This window comes from Thermatribacter velox (genome assembly GCF_038396615.1).
Classification (GTDB): domain Bacteria; phylum Atribacterota; class Atribacteria; order Atribacterales; family Thermatribacteraceae; genus Thermatribacter; species Thermatribacter velox.
In genome coordinates this window covers 632,837-647,373 of sequence record NZ_CP121689.1, presented here as the reverse complement: position 1 = coordinate 647,373, position 14,537 = coordinate 632,837, and the positions used below count along the sequence as shown (strand labels likewise).

Below are 14,537 nucleotides of genomic sequence, written 5' to 3'. Positions count from 1 at the left end.
ATGCAAAAAGCGCTGCTGGCTGGAATTATCGTGGGAAGTCTAAGCGCTTTTCTTGGCGTTTTTGTAGTTCTGCAGAATCTGGCCTTCCTGGGCACAGGTATTGCCCACGCAGCATTTGCTGGAATAGCAATTGGTTACCTGCTGGGCGTAAACCCAATAGCCTTCACTTATTTCTTCTGTGTAATTGCAGGCCTGGGTATAGCCATCCTTGCTCAATCTCAAAAAATAAGAGAAGATACGGCAGTAGGAATTATGTTTTCTTCCAGTATGGCGCTTGGTATATTTGTAGTTTCTTTTTTTAAGGTCAGTAACACAGACCTTTTCGGTTATCTTTTTGGCAACATCCTTGCCGTAACCAGGCAAGACTTAATATTTTCAACAATAGTCGCAATTTTTTCTATTTTTACAGTCCTTTTCTACCTTAAAGAAATAACCGCTTCCATCCTTGACTTTGAAATGGCTACAGTGATAGGTATACCAGCCGTGGGTTATAAATATTTTCTTGTAGCGTTAATCTCCCTATGCATAGCTATATCCATAAGAATCGCGGGAATCATACTGGTATCAGCATTGCTGGTTATACCGGGAGCAACGGCACTCCAGGTAAGCAAAACTCTCAAAAGAGCCCTAACCCTTTCAACAATAATAGGAGCTGGTACATCTCTGGCTGGTCTTTCTATTTCTTACTACCTCAACAGCCCTCCAGGCTCAACAATAGTTTTGTTCGCAGGATGCCTGTTCCTCCTGATACGTTTAATGAGGTTCAACCAATAGCATGAACAGAAAGCGTACACGGAGGCTTAATGTTTTTGCCTCAGTTCCCAAGTTGTTATTATGGCTTCAGCAACCTCTTTCATGGGTTTTTGTTTGTCCATGCTATAGCGCTGAATTCTACGGTATGCTTCGTCTTCATCTATGCCAAATTCCTTCATCAATATACCCTTGGCTCTTTCAATTTTCTTTCTTTTTTCAAGCTCCTCTCTAATGAGCTCACTTTCCACAAGTAAGCGGTAGTTCTCGACCACAACCGCTGCCTGATTGGCAATAGCAGTAAGAACCCGAACCTCTTCTTCGCTGAAGTCCCGAGGAGTTGAAGTATAGAGATTTAAAACGCCGACAATCTTCCCTTTCACCTGGAGTGGTAAACTGATTAGCGAGGAAAGACCTTCCTTAACTGCTATATCCTTATTAACATAACGAGGGTCTTTCTTTACGTCCTTCACAATGATGGGCTTCCCCTCAAGAGCTACTCTCCCCGCAATGCCTTCGCCGAGCCTCAGTGGAGGCTTGCTATTATAAGCCTCAGATATCGATTGAGTAGCTTTGACCTCGAGAACCTTTTTCTCTTCATCAAGCAACATCAAAGAACAGATGTTAGACTGCATGACCTGGGCAGTAATGGTAACAATCAATTTCAAAACATCCTCAAAATACATGTTGGAAGTGATCAATTCACTAATACGAGTTATGGCTTCCAGCTTTTCTCTCACTTTTTTACTGCCCTCCGTTTATGTTTTAGCCAACGTGTTAAAATAGATTATGGATATTCAAGCAGAAAGTATATCGCACAATTCCATTCTAAACAAGACCAGCAAAAGGGGGGTCAGAAATGGGCAAGCTTTTTGGAACTTTTGGAATAAGAAGAGTCGCCAATGAAGTGCTTACTCCTGAGATGGCCACAGAACTTGCTATGAGTTTCGGGACATTCATTGGTGGAGAACCAGTAGTAATAGGCAAAGACCCGAGAAAGCATGGTGAGATGTTATACAGCGCCCTGAAGGCTGGTTTCCTCTCGGTGGGTTGTCCGGTTATCGAACTGAACACCACAGCAACTCCGGCCCTGCAGTGGGCTTGCAGGCAGTGGAACTTTTGGGGAGCGATGGTTACTGCAAGTCACAATCCACCGGAATGGAATGGCATAAAATTCATGGAAAAAAGTGGCAAGGGGTTGGACAGAGAAAAAGAAGAGAAAGTAGAAGACATTTTCTTTGCCAAAAGTTTTAAAAGGGTAGGCTGGCAAGCGATACCTCAAAACACCACAAAAAGGGATATTACTCAGGATTACATAAAAGCTATCATAAACAGGGTAAACGCTTCAGCAATTAAGGAAAGCCGCTTCCGGGTCCTCATTGATTGCGCCAATGGAGCACCAAGCTTAATTACCCCGTACCTTTTAAGTGAACTGGGATGCAGGGTGGTGAGCCTCAATGCCCATCCAGACGGCAATTTCCCGGGTAGAAACCCCGAACCAACACCTGAAAACTTAGGAGACCTCACCATCCTCATGAAAAACGGCAGTTTTGACATTGGATTCGCCCAAGATGGTGACGGTGATCGGCTTATAGTCATCAAGGAGAACGGAGAATTCATTCCAGGAGACCTCAGTGTGAGCGTGGTAGCTCGAGAACTGGCAAGAAGCGAGAAAAAAGGACCCATTGTGACCACAGTAGCCACCACTCACCTCCTTCAGGAAATTGCAAAAGAAAACAACCGCGAATGCATCATTACGGCAGTAGGAGACCTGGTAGTGGCCAAAGTTTTGCAAGAAAAAGATGGCATATTTGGTTGTGAAGAAAACGGAGGAATGATATTCCCTGATTTTGTTTGGGGACGAGACGGTGCTATGGCCTGTGCTTGGATACTGCACATCATGGCTACCAAGCAAAAAACAATCAGCGAGTTGCTTGCGGAACTTCCCCCTTACTACCAGGTAAAAACCAAAATCAAGGTAGACCCGGAGAAAAAAGAAAAAATCCTTAACAAAATTGATGAAATAACTTCGCGGGAACAAAACCGAATCACCATCGATGGGTTCAAGGTAATTTTCGATGATGGAAGCTGGGTTTTGATTAGACCTTCGGGAACTGAACCACTTATCAGGGTTTTTGCCGAATCCAGAGACAAAGAGAAGGCAGAAAAGCTGGTCAAACAATATCTGGAAATTATCCAGAATGTCTAATTCTGAAAAAGAACAGGCACAGGTCTGTGCCTGTTCTTTTTCAGAGGTTTAAATACTCAAGCACGAAAGGATTGGTTGCCCTTTCCTTGGCAAGCGTTGAAAAAGGGCCATGTCCGGGGAAAATCTCAGTATCAGGGTCAAAGTCCCTGAAAAGCCTCTCCAGAGATTCCAAAAGGTCTCGCATCGACCCTCCAGGAAGATCAGTACGACCTATAGAACCGGCAAACAAAGCATCACCGCTAAAAAGCCATTTACGGGCAGCAAAATAAAAACAGACACTTCCTGGGGTGTGACCAGGGGTGAAGTAAACCTTGATTTCTTCCTCTTTCAATTTTAGAGTCGACACCTCTTCGTTGAAGAGCAGGTCAGGGAAAGGTGAGCGATAAGGCCTGCCCAACTCGGAAGAAAGGTTCAACTCAGGCTTGTCCAGATAAACCAAGTCTTGTTCAGATACCACCAGCTTAGCCTCAGGAAAAAGCCGTTTAAAAAAGTCATTTCCCCCAATATGATCGATATGACCATGGGTGTTGGCTATAAACCGCAAATGCAATCCTCTTTTATTGATAAAATCAGCTATTTCCTGAGCTGGAACAGCAGGATCAATCAATATAACCTCTTCGTCCACTCCCACCAAAAAACTGTTGGTCATCAGCTCTCCAAGGACAAAATGCTCCATCCAAACCTTCACTGTTCGCCTTTTCTCCTTTCCTTACTATCCAGAATAATGGTAACTGGCCCATCATTACAAAGAGAAACCTGCATATGAGCTCCAAAAACACCGTTTTGAACCTTCACGCCTTGCTCACGGAGCATTTTCAACAATAACTCGTAAAGCTGGTTAGCCTGTTCAGGCGAGGCAGCTTTCTCAAAACTGGGACGCAAGCCTTTCCGGCAGTTTCCATAAAGAGTAAACTGAGATATCAAAAGAAGTTCTCCACCAATCTCCATTAAGCTCCGGTTCATCTTACCTTCTTCGTCTTCGAAGATACGCAAGTTGGGTATCTTGCGCAACATGAACTCCACATCTTTTTCATTATCCTCTTTGCCCACACCAAGTAAAACCAGTAAGCCCCTGCCAATTTGAGCTACCACTTTTCCATCAACAACAACCTGTGACCAGCTAACACGCTGAATAACCGCTCTCACTTAGCGCTTATCACACCTCCTCTGCGCACTACTTTGACACTTTTCACTTCTTTCAAGGCTCCCAATAAACGCAACAACTCCTCACGGTCGTGAACTTCCACTACAAAATGAATTCGGGCCTCTACTCCCGAACTATGTGCTTTGACTGCCTTAATTTCCAGCTGGCAGTTCGAAACCACCCCAGAAACATCAGCAAGAAGCTTGGGCCGATCTACTGCTTCTACAACTACACCTACCGGGAACAAAGCCTCCACGGACCTGTCCCATTCGGCCTCCAGCACTCTATCCTTACTGAAAGAATTTCTTCTCAAATTGGGGCAATTGCCACGGTGCACGGTTATGCCTTTGCCCCTGGTTACAAAACCACATATAGGATCTCCAGGAAGAGGCGCACAACAACGAGCAAGCTTTACCTCAAGACCTGAAGCCCCCTGAATGATAACCGCTTCCTCTCCTCTGCGAAATATACCGGGTGAACTCTTTCTGCGGTCCAGAAAATGCTTGCGTATTGAATAGGGGATTATTCTGTTAATTACTCGCCTTGCACTGTATCTGCCTTCTCCAATGGCTATGTAAAGGTCTTCCAGGGTTTTAAGGCTATTGTCTTCCAAAAACTTTTTCAGGTTTGCGCTAACCAGGCTTTCCTGAGCCGGGCTCAATGTGTATTTGGACATCTCTTTGTCAAAGGCCTTTTTGCCTTTCTCCAGATTAATTTCTCGATTCTTCTTGCGGAGAAAAGCGCGAATCCGGTTACGAGCACCTGGAGTTTTACACATCGAAAGCCAGTCTGGACTGGGACCCGAGGAAGAACGGGAAGTTAAAATCTCTACAATGTCTCCGCTCCTCAGTTGATAATCAAGGGGCACAATTTTGTTGTTAACTTTAGCTCCAATACAGCTATTACCGACTTCAGTGTGGATGAGATAAGCAAAATCAATGGGAGTAGAACCGCGGGGGAGTTTTTTCAGGTCTCCTTTTGGCGTGAACACATAAACTTCATCATCAAAAAGACTTATTTTCAAGTCATCCATAAACTCTCGAGTGCTTTTCAGGTCCTGCTGCCATTCCAAAATCTGACGCAACCAGTTAATTCGTTCATCAAACACATCTTTCTCGCCAAGCTTTTTGCCCTCTTTATACTTCCAGTGTGCCGCTATACCATACTCAGCTGTGCGATGCATATCCCAGGTGCGTATTTGAATCTCCATGGGCTTCCCTGCTGGCCCTATAACTGTGGTATGTAGCGACTGATACATATTAGACTTGGGTACAGCAATGTAATCTTTAAATCTCCCTTCCACAGGGCTCCAGAGTTCGTGAACTATCCCCAAAACAGCGTAACACTCAGAGACGGCATTGGTGATAACCCTCATGGCTACCAAATCGTGCAATTCTTCAACTCTAACATTCTGGCGACTTATTTTGCGATAAATGCTATATATGTGCTTAAAGCGACTCTGGATTTCAGCAGAAATGCCAGCAGCCCGCAAGCGCTCTCTAAGAATTTCTTCGGCTACCTTAATTTGCTGCTCCCTTTCCTTCTTAATCCTCTCAACTTTGCGCTGAAGGTTTAAATAGGTCTCGGGTTCCAGAAAAAAGAGGCTCAGGTTTTCCAGTTCAACCTGAATCGCAGCCATTCCCAGACGATGCGCAAGGGGGGCGTATATTTCCAGGGTTTCACGGGCAATTTCCTCTTTCTTATCACGATACTGATACTTTAAAGTCCTCATGTTATGGAGACGGTCTGCAAGCTTAAGAATGACTACTCTAATATCTCTGGCAACTGCAATGAAAAAGCGCCGATAATTTTCAATTTGCACTTCCTCACGAGAAGCCGGGTTAAAATCGAGTTTGAGCTTGGTAATGCCTTCCACAAGTTGAACCACTTCCTCGCCAAAGAGAGAAACGAGTTCCTCTCTGGCAACAGAAGAATCCTCAAGCACGTCGTGAAGCAAAGCAGCACAGATTGTAGCATCATCCATTTTCAGGTCAGCACATATGTGAGCTACAGCAAGAGGATGGACAATAAAAGGCTCACCAGACAAGCGACTCTGTCCCTCGTGAGCCTTTAAAGCGAATTGATAAGCCTTATTGATTAATTCCCAATCAGCAGAAGGGTTATAACTTTTAACCTTTTCAATAAGAATATCGATGCTTTCTACCCCATCATCAAAGCTTCACCAGAGAATAAATCTGATACGGCTGAAGTTTCTCCCTGCCTTTCAAAAATTCAAGCTCTATAACAAAACCTATACCCACTATATTCCCACCCAGCTCTTCAACCAGTTCGCAAACTGCCTTGGTGGTACCACCGGTAGCTAGCAAATCATCTACTATCAGAACCTTTTGACCGGGTTCGATAGCATCTTTATGCACCTCAAGCACTGATACACCGTATTCAAGCTGATAACTTTTAGAAACCGTCTCCGCAGGTAATTTACCCTTCTTCCTGACCGGCACAAAACCACATCCTAAAAGATAAGCCAAAGGAGCTCCTATTATAAAACCTCTTGCCTCAATTCCAACCACAATATCTGCTTGCTTTGGTTCAAGTAAAGTAGCGAGAGAATCCATTGCGTAGCGGAAAGCTTCTTTGTTTTTCAATAAAGTAGTAATGTCTTTAAACTGCACTCCCTTGCGTGGAAAATCGGGAATATTTCTGATGTAACTTGCCAGATCCACTTTGATCCCATCCTCCTCATTTTTTGATTCGCCAATCGTGAACTTTCAGGTAAGGATAGTGTCCAAAATTGTCTTTTTGTACTTCAAAAACGAAATCAGCCAGGATACTGGAAGCAAGCTCTGAAGAATTTTCTACTCCGTTAATGACCACTGCTTCCTGAGCTTCTCTGCCCTGTTTAACCAAAAGGCGTAAATGCCGGTTGCTTCTTCCCCAAACCCAGCTCTTTACAATCGAAACATTCAAAGAAGCAAAAAGCGGGTTGGGATTTTTCTCGCCAAAAGGCCTCATCTTTTGCAACCACTGCAACATTTCAACGTCAACGTCCCTAAGGTTAACTATAGCGTCAACGATGAGCCCCCTATTCTTACGTATTTTTGCCACTTCCCCGCTAAAAAGGTCGTTCAGGGATTCGCGGAAACGAACAATGTTTTGCACCGGTAATCTTAATCCGGCAGCCATCTCATGCCCCCCAAAGCGAACCAAAAGCGAAGAACAAGCAGACAATGCGTCAACCAGGTTAAAACCCGCTATGCTGCGCCCTGAACCTATAGCGTCTTCACCATTACAAGAAAGAACGATAACTGGCTTATTCAGTTTCTCACTCACCCGGGAAGCTACAATGCCTAAAACACCAGGATTCCATCCCTCGCCAGACAGAACCACTATTTCTTCCTCGAAACGTTCCTGATTTTCAGGATTATCAAAGATAGCACGAATAACCTTTTCCTCTTCTCTCTGTCTTTTGGAATTAAGAGAATTGAGATAATTGGCTCGCTTCAGCGCATCCTTATACTCTCGACTCAAGAATAACGAAAGAGCCAGATAGGGGTCCTCAATTCTTCCTGCTGCATTGATTCGTGGAGCAATTACAAAGCTTATCTCCTCAGACCCAATAGGCCTTCCTAAAACGCCGGAAACCTCGAGCAAAGCCTGTAAACCACAGCAAGGCTCTTTATTAATCCTTTCGAGACCATACCTAACGATAACCCTATTTTCTTCAAGAAGCGGCACCACATCACCCACTGTGCCTATACAAGCAAGTCCAACGTGGTCATCCAGTGGATCCATCTCGAGATTGACCAGGTCAGCATAAGAGCGAATCAAAGCAAGTGCAATTCCTGCCCCAGAAAGAGGGAAAAGGAGGTCACCCGATTCCCAATCCCAGGTACTTACCACTACATCCGCTTCGGGAACACGACCCACTTCAGGAACGTGATGATCAGTAACAACTACTTTTGCTCCCAATTCTTTGAGACGACGTACTCCATGAAAATCCTTAATGCCACAATCCACAGTAATTACCAGGTTTGGCTTGATACCTCTGGCAATTATAGATCGGATTGCGTTTTCAGAAAGACCATATCCCTCACTAAAACGATTAGGGAGATAAGGAAACACCTGGTCTGAAAATTTACGCAGAAAACGAGTAAGAATTGCACAGCCAGTTACACCATCGGCGTCGTAATCACCAAAAACTAAGATTCTCTCTTTTCTGCGCAATGATTGGTCCAGTAACACCGAAGCTTTACGAAGGCCAGGGATTTCCAGCAAATTATCAAGTGCTGAAACGCTTGGTTCGAAGAACTCTTGAATCTGCTTTACGGTAAATAAACCACGGTTCACAAGAACTCGGGCTATAGGAAGGGGCATAGAAAGACTTTTGGCAAGAGAATAAAGGTAATTCTTGTTAATCTTTCTGATCTGCCACTTCCGGTCGCCCATCAGGCTAATTACCTCCTGCGGGGGCTGCGAGCTTCCCAGTCAACCAGCAAGGAACTGGCAATAAAAATGGAGGAATAAGTACCAACTACAATGCCGGCAAAAAGCGTAAAAGCAAAGTCCTGTAGCATTTTCCCCCCAAAAAAGAGCAGGGCAATAACCGGCAAAAGAGTCGTGAGCGAGGTATTAATAGTACGAGAGAGCATCTCGTTAATACTCCTGTTAACAAGCCCGGTGAAACTTTCTTCCTTCTTCCGTAACTTCAGGTTTTCTCTCACCCTGTCCATCAAAACTATGGAGTCATTAATAGAATAACCCAGAACGGTTAAAATTGCTGCCAACACTGGAGCCGTAAACTCACGCTGGAAAAGAGAGAGCAAACCTAAAACCACTATCCCGTCGTGAATCAAGGCAATAACCGATGTGACAGCAGGGCGGAATTCGAAACGCAAGCTAACATAAACCAGAATACCGGCTATAGCGCCCAAAAAAGCTATAAAACCTGCCCTGCGCAAGTCTAAACTTATAGCCGGACCCACTTCTTCTATTCTGACCAGCTGTACTTCGCCCAACTTCTCCCCAAGAGAAGTTTCGAGTGCTTTCTTTTCCTCTTCTCCAAGCTTCACGGTACGAATCACAAACTCTTGGGGAGAAAACCGCTGAATGACACTTTTGGCAAGTCCCTGCTCTGCAAGCACATCACGTATTTCCTCAATAGAGACCTCACGTGAAAATCTGTATTGCAAAAGAGTACCACCGGCAAAGTCGACGCCGTAATTCAGTTTTTGAATTCCCAAGCTCAGAACAGAGATAACAATAAGAAAAATAGATATACCGTAAGCCACTTTACGGTGTCCAATAAAGTCTATGCTTTGGAGTTTTAAGAACTTCATACCTAATCGCCCCCGATTCACTCAAACATCAGCTTTTTCTGTTTTTACATTCGAACCAACCCAACCAGCAAGCGCCTCAACCAATGTCCTGGTAACCCAGATGCCAGTGAACATACTGCAGAGAATACCGAGGCTCAAAGTAACTCCAAACCCCTTAACTGGACCAGAACCCAGAGAGAAAAGCAGAACAGCTGCAATCAAAGTTGTCAGGTTAGAGTCAAGAATGGTACGAAAAGCTTTTCGAAACCCAGCTTCTACGGAGGCACGCCAGGTTTTACCAAGCCGAAACTCTTCCTTAATACGCTCAAATATTAATACATTGGCATCAACCGCCATACCCAGGGTTAAAATTAACCCCGCGATGCCGGGAAGGGTTAGCGTGGCCTTAAGGGCAATAAAGAGGGCCAGAAGAAAAATTCCATAGCAAAGCAAGGCCAAATCGGCTATCACACCCAAACGACCATAATAAATGGGCATAAAAATAAGAACCAAAATTGCGCCGATGATGGCAGCTCTCACACCGTAGTTTATAGAATCTCTGCCCAGGGTAGGACCAACGGAACGATTTTCAATAACCTCCACTTTTACCGGGAGAGCACCTGCTCGAAGCAAAATAGCAAGATTCTGTGCTTCTTCGAGGGTAAAACGACCAGAAATTTGCGCCTCTCCCCGGAGAATTGGTTCCTGTACAACTGGGTTAGAAATAAGCTTCCCATCAAGATAGATGCCAATATGACGCCCTACATTAGCAGTAGTGGCCTTGGCAAAGGCTTTAGCTCCCTCAGAATCAAAGGTAATTGCCACTACAGGCCTACCTATTCGGTCATACTGGACCTGTGCATTCTTCAAATTGGCTCCCGTCAATATCACATTGCCTTCTTCGTCTTTAAACTCAAGGAGTGCAGTTTTACCAATAATTTCCACTGCACGGGCAGGGTCAGTAATTCCTGGCAGCTGAACCAGAATTCTGTCCTGACCCTGGCGCACAATAACTGGTTCGGAAACGCCGAGCTGGTCAACACGGTTTCTTATGATTTCCAGCACTCTGCGCACCGAATCTTCATCAACAGGAGCCTCAGGCGTGTCTACACACTGTAAAACTATGTGAGAGCCCCCTTTCAGATCAAGACCCAGACGGATTTTATTATCGAGAGGAAAAACCACCAAAAGAGCTATCACAACTAAGGCAAGCGTAACAATCAGCTTCCAGGGAAGATTTTTTCGCTTCAAAGTACTCGCCCCCTAAACTTCAACCAAAGAATTGTATATTATTTCTTAGACGCTATAGCCGTTTTCGAAAAGGTCATCCTAACGTCCTTGGCCACTTCCAAAACCACTTCGTTGTCTTTAACTTGAACTACTGTCCCGTGTATACCTCCTGCGGTTACTACCTGATCACCCTTTTTCAAGCTGTTCCACAACTCCTGCTGGCTCTTCTGTCGCTGCTGTTGAGGGCGAATGAGTAAAAAATAAAAAATGATAATGATAAAAAACAAAGGTAACAGTTGAGCAAAAATCCCAGGAGCGGCAGGTTGGGCAGCGGGTTGGGCTTCCTGGGCGAAAGCAATGGGTATCCAAAAACTCATTTCAAAATCACTCCTTTATCTTAAATTAACAAATTGTTTAGAAACCACTGTTGTAAGTGGCAAGAAAATCCTGTTTAAAATCTTGAAAATAACCACCTTCAAGGGCCTCTCGAATTTTTCTCATTAACTCTAACATAAAAAAAAGGTTATGTATAGTAGCTAACTCTGCTGCCAAGATTTCTCCAGCTTTAAAGAGATGGCGCAGATAGGCCCTCGAAAATTTTGAACAGGTATAACAAGAACAGTCCGAATCCGGTGGCTGAAAATCCCGGGCGAATTCGCTTCTGGTAATGTTTAGCTTTCCCCTTCTGGTAAGTAAGCAACCATTACGAGCATTCCTGGTCGGCAAAACACAATCAAACATATCTATACCCCGAGCAACGGCCTCCAGAATATCATCAGGAGCACCTACCCCCATCAAGTAACGGGGCTTTTCTTCTGGTAAATATGGTTCAACCACCTCGATCATCTCATACATCAGAGGTTTAGGCTCTCCAACACTCAAACCACCCAGCGCATAACCATCAAACCCCATCGCCACTATTTCACGAGCACAAAACTCCCGTAACTCTTTCTGGGTTCCCCCTTGTACGATGCCAAAAAGCTGCTGCCAGGAAGAAGAAAATGTTTCTTTGCACTTTTTTGCCCACAACAAAGTCCGTTGGGCAGCCACCTTCTCTTCTTGAACCGAAGCAGGAAATCCGACACACTGATCAAAGGCCATGATAATATCTGCACCCAGTTTTTGCTGGATTTCCATCGACAGCTCAGGCGTAATATGGTGCAGGGAGCCGTCCAGGTGCGACTTAAAAGTAACCCCTTCATCGCTCACCCCAACCAAGCTGGTTAAACTAAACACCTGATACCCACCACTATCAGTCAACAACGACTTTTTCCAAGAAATAAATTCGTGCAAACCCCCTGCTTCTGCAATCAGGTCCTCACCAGGGCGCAGGTGCAAATGATACGAGTTACAAAGGAAAATTTCCACCCCAAGTGATTCCAAGCGGTCCTGAGCAACAGCCTTAACCGTGCCCTGGGTCCCAACCGGCATAAAAACGGGCGTCTTAATTGCACCATGCGCCGTATATAGAGTCCCCAAACGAGCTTTACTGGTTGAATCCAATTTGTGCAACACAAAATTCTGCCTGGCCAAAGCTCAATCCTCACCAGAATTCATAAAATCAGCATTGCGTCACCAAAGCTGTAAAATCGATATCTCTGGGCAATGGCTTCCTGATAGGCCTTTTGCATTAATTCCTTGCCCCCAAAAGCACAAACCAGAACAAAAAGCGTAGAACGGGGTAAGTGAAAGTTGGTAATCATAGCGTTAACTACCTTGAACTGGAAACCCGGGTAAATGAACAAATCCGTTTCCTCCTGACAACCACGAATTTCACCAAATTTCAAATGAGTTGCCTCAAGAGCCCTGACCACAGTGGTACCACAGGCTATTATTCTCTGGCCTCTCTTCCTGGCCGTTTCTATTTTTAGGGCTTCTTCTGGAGCAATGGAATAGGTTTCACTATGCATTCTGTGCTCAAGGATATTTTTGCTTTTTATGGGCTTGAAAGTCCCTAAACCCACATGCAGGGTAATATACGCTATTTCTACACCTTTTGAACGAAGCGCATCAAGCAGTTCAGGGGTAAAATGCAAGCCAGCTGTAGGTGCAGCCACCGAACCTGGAACACGAGCATAGACTGTTTGATAACTGGAAAGAGGAACATCGCCAGCCTTGATGTAGGGAGGTAAAGGAGTTTTGCCAAATTTCTCGAAAACTCCCTCTTCGGCAAGAGAAAAAAGAGGTTCCAACCACCAGGTTCCCTCGGCATCTCTTTTTATAACCCTAAAACCGTTTTCTCTTCTTTCATCAAGGAATAGAAGCTGTCCTTCCCTTACTCTCCGTGAAGGGTTCAAAAGTACTTTCCAAAACAAGTTCTCCTTCCCTAAAAAGAGAATCTCCACTTTACCCCCGGTTTCCTTCTTGGCATAAAAACGAGCTGGAACAACTTTGGTATCATTTATAACCAGTACGTCCCCCACACTCACATACTCAACAAGATTTTTAAAGAGGCAATGCTCAAAAACACCCTCTTTTCTCTTAACAACCATTAACCGACAAGTATCGCGAGGCTGAACTGGCTGCTGAGCAATCAATTCCTGGGGAAGTACAAAATCAAACTCTTCAAGCCTCATCAACGGAACACTGCCCTCCTGATTTCGCAACCCGGGAAATAATGCTGGAGTATCTGAAAGCAATCGTAACCCTGAAGAGCCATTCCCCTGGCACCCCACTGAGACAAACCTACTCCATGACCGTAACCACTACCTTCAAAAACGCACCATACTTCTTCGCTTACATCTTGAGTCAAGGAAATTCCAGCCACCTCAGCATCTTGCACAGAAAGATTGCTTTTTCTCAATTGTTCTCTTTCTTGAAGGTAAGCAATAATCTCGTCGAGAGTCCAATCTTTTTGGAGTAGCTCTTCAATGTCCTTTTTTCTCTGGCTTCCCCTGGAGCTTTTCGGATTTTCACGAGGCCCAACAGAGGGGATAGTTTTGCTTTGACGTTCGATGTTAACCCTGAAAAGGGTACTGGGCAATTTATCGAAACCCATTGCTTCTCTAAAGCGGTGAGCTGTAAAGGTAAAAACACCCTGAGTGGTCAGAGCTTTGACTTCTCTGGCACGTCCGTTTTCACCAAACTCGAAAGATAAATTCTGCAATTTACCCTTGATCAAACCTTTCTCGAGCAGTTTTTTCTCAATCTGGGACAGAGAAAAAGACACTTTCCATTTAGCATGAGGGGCCTCTTCTTCCCAAGGAGAAACAACGCTGACTAAATAAGGCACCTGCTTACCCCATACCGCAGAAGCTGATTCGGTCACTCCACCACTCTCTGAATGAAAGAAAACCTGAGCAGGCTTTCCTTGATAGGTAACGATAAGGCCTCTACTTTTCTCTACCAGTGAATTGGTTATCTCGCTTTCTGCATTAACACCACCATAACACAAACAATGAGAAGAAGCACAGAAATCAAAACCTTCATCACGATGCCTGCCTAAATTAGCCAGAGCATAGGTTCTGACCACTATGATATAGGCGAGAACTGCTTCCTGAGGCCACCGAGGACTAATTTCAAGTTTAACAGTACCCTTAATGTAATCTTCCAGGCTAACCAGATTAACTACTTTTATATCAGAACCAACAGCGTAAAGCATGAAGCGCCCTCGATAAGGCCGACCATTAACCCTGGCAATGCCTCCCCGAGGTGTGACCAGTATTGAAAAAGCATGGCTGGAAGTGCCATTAATGTTGATGGTCCCATCTTTAGCAATCGAGAAATGAACCGAGTTTTTGGCCAGATTTTTTCCATCGGATAAGCTAATCTTCAACCCCTGAGAAGCCTCCAAGTGTACTTCCTGGAAGAGCCCAATGCCTACTCTAACCCAGGGTTCATCCGCAAAAGCGCGATTCAGCGCAAACAAAGTTCCCAGAACAACAAGCAATGCGAAAGTTCTCAGCAATTTCTTGTAGATCATCGGCCC

14 protein-coding genes are annotated in these 14,537 nt (G+C 44.7%); 2 read left to right on the top strand and 12 right to left on the bottom strand.

Annotated features, from left to right (window positions below):
• Complete coding sequence (locus QBE54_RS03185; RefSeq protein ID WP_369018912.1) at window positions 1-774, top strand: metal ABC transporter permease; 774 nt, start codon at window positions 1-3, stop codon at window positions 772-774.
• Window positions 775-800: 26 nt separating this feature from the next.
• On the opposite strand, the gene QBE54_RS03180 is transcribed toward QBE54_RS03185, so the two are convergent.
• The gene (locus tag QBE54_RS03180) at window positions 801-1,490 is read right to left on the bottom strand and encodes a GAF domain-containing protein (RefSeq protein ID WP_369018911.1); all 690 of its coding nucleotides are present in this window, start codon (window positions 1,488-1,490) and stop codon (window positions 801-803) included.
• Window positions 1,491-1,609: 119 nt separating this feature from the next.
• On the opposite strand from QBE54_RS03180, the gene glmM reads away from it, so the two are divergent.
• The gene (gene glmM / locus QBE54_RS03175) at window positions 1,610-2,959 is read left to right on the top strand and encodes a phosphoglucosamine mutase (RefSeq protein ID WP_369018910.1); all 1,350 of its coding nucleotides are present in this window, start codon (window positions 1,610-1,612) and stop codon (window positions 2,957-2,959) included.
• A gap of 40 nt (window positions 2,960-2,999) precedes the next feature.
• Here the strand turns inward: glmM and QBE54_RS03170 are convergent, their stop codons facing one another.
• From QBE54_RS03170 to QBE54_RS03120, 11 genes are read right to left on the bottom strand one after another with little or no spacing between them, the layout of a single operon-like run.
• Entirely contained in the window at window positions 3,000-3,647 is a 648-nt protein-coding gene (locus tag QBE54_RS03170; protein WP_369018909.1) for an MBL fold metallo-hydrolase, read from the bottom strand.
• The gene (dtd, locus tag QBE54_RS03165; RefSeq protein WP_369018908.1) at window positions 3,644-4,105 is read right to left on the bottom strand and encodes a D-aminoacyl-tRNA deacylase; all 462 of its coding nucleotides are present in this window, start codon (window positions 4,103-4,105) and stop codon (window positions 3,644-3,646) included. The genes QBE54_RS03170 and dtd overlap by 4 nt, the downstream gene beginning before the upstream one ends.
• Window positions 4,102-6,258, bottom strand: coding sequence for a bifunctional (p)ppGpp synthetase/guanosine-3',5'-bis(diphosphate) 3'-pyrophosphohydrolase (locus tag QBE54_RS03160; RefSeq protein ID WP_369019381.1), 2,157 nt, complete (start codon window positions 6,256-6,258; stop codon window positions 4,102-4,104). The genes dtd and QBE54_RS03160 overlap by 4 nt, the downstream gene beginning before the upstream one ends.
• A gap of 16 nt (window positions 6,259-6,274) precedes the next feature.
• Window positions 6,275-6,787 carry an adenine phosphoribosyltransferase gene (locus QBE54_RS03155; RefSeq protein WP_369018907.1) on the bottom strand — a complete coding sequence of 171 codons (513 nt, stop codon included), beginning with the start codon at window positions 6,785-6,787 and terminating at the stop codon, window positions 6,275-6,277.
• Between the two features lie 16 nt (window positions 6,788-6,803).
• Window positions 6,804-8,510, bottom strand: coding sequence for a single-stranded-DNA-specific exonuclease RecJ (recJ, locus tag QBE54_RS03150; RefSeq protein WP_369018906.1), 1,707 nt, complete (start codon window positions 8,508-8,510; stop codon window positions 6,804-6,806).
• A gap of 8 nt (window positions 8,511-8,518) precedes the next feature.
• Window positions 8,519-9,400, bottom strand: a complete 882-nt coding sequence (gene secF / locus QBE54_RS03145) for a protein translocase subunit SecF (RefSeq protein WP_369018905.1) — start codon at window positions 9,398-9,400, stop codon at window positions 8,519-8,521.
• Window positions 9,401-9,421: 21 nt separating this feature from the next.
• Complete coding sequence (gene secD, locus QBE54_RS03140) at window positions 9,422-10,630, bottom strand: protein translocase subunit SecD (RefSeq protein ID WP_369018904.1); 1,209 nt, start codon at window positions 10,628-10,630, stop codon at window positions 9,422-9,424.
• A gap of 38 nt (window positions 10,631-10,668) precedes the next feature.
• Complete coding sequence (gene yajC / locus QBE54_RS03135) at window positions 10,669-10,986, bottom strand: preprotein translocase subunit YajC (RefSeq protein WP_369018903.1); 318 nt, start codon at window positions 10,984-10,986, stop codon at window positions 10,669-10,671.
• 37 nt (window positions 10,987-11,023) lie between these two features.
• Window positions 11,024-12,142 carry a tRNA guanosine(34) transglycosylase Tgt gene (tgt, locus tag QBE54_RS03130; protein WP_369018902.1) on the bottom strand — a complete coding sequence of 373 codons (1,119 nt, stop codon included), beginning with the start codon at window positions 12,140-12,142 and terminating at the stop codon, window positions 11,024-11,026.
• Between the two features lie 20 nt (window positions 12,143-12,162).
• Complete coding sequence (gene queA, locus QBE54_RS03125; RefSeq protein ID WP_369018901.1) at window positions 12,163-13,185, bottom strand: tRNA preQ1(34) S-adenosylmethionine ribosyltransferase-isomerase QueA; 1,023 nt, start codon at window positions 13,183-13,185, stop codon at window positions 12,163-12,165.
• A complete protein-coding gene (locus QBE54_RS03120) occupies window positions 13,185-14,531 on the bottom strand; it encodes a SpoIID/LytB domain-containing protein (RefSeq protein WP_369018900.1) in 1,347 nt (448 codons plus the stop codon). Before QBE54_RS03120 ends, queA begins: the two co-directional genes overlap by 1 nt.
• Window positions 14,532-14,537: the final 6 nt, after the last annotated feature.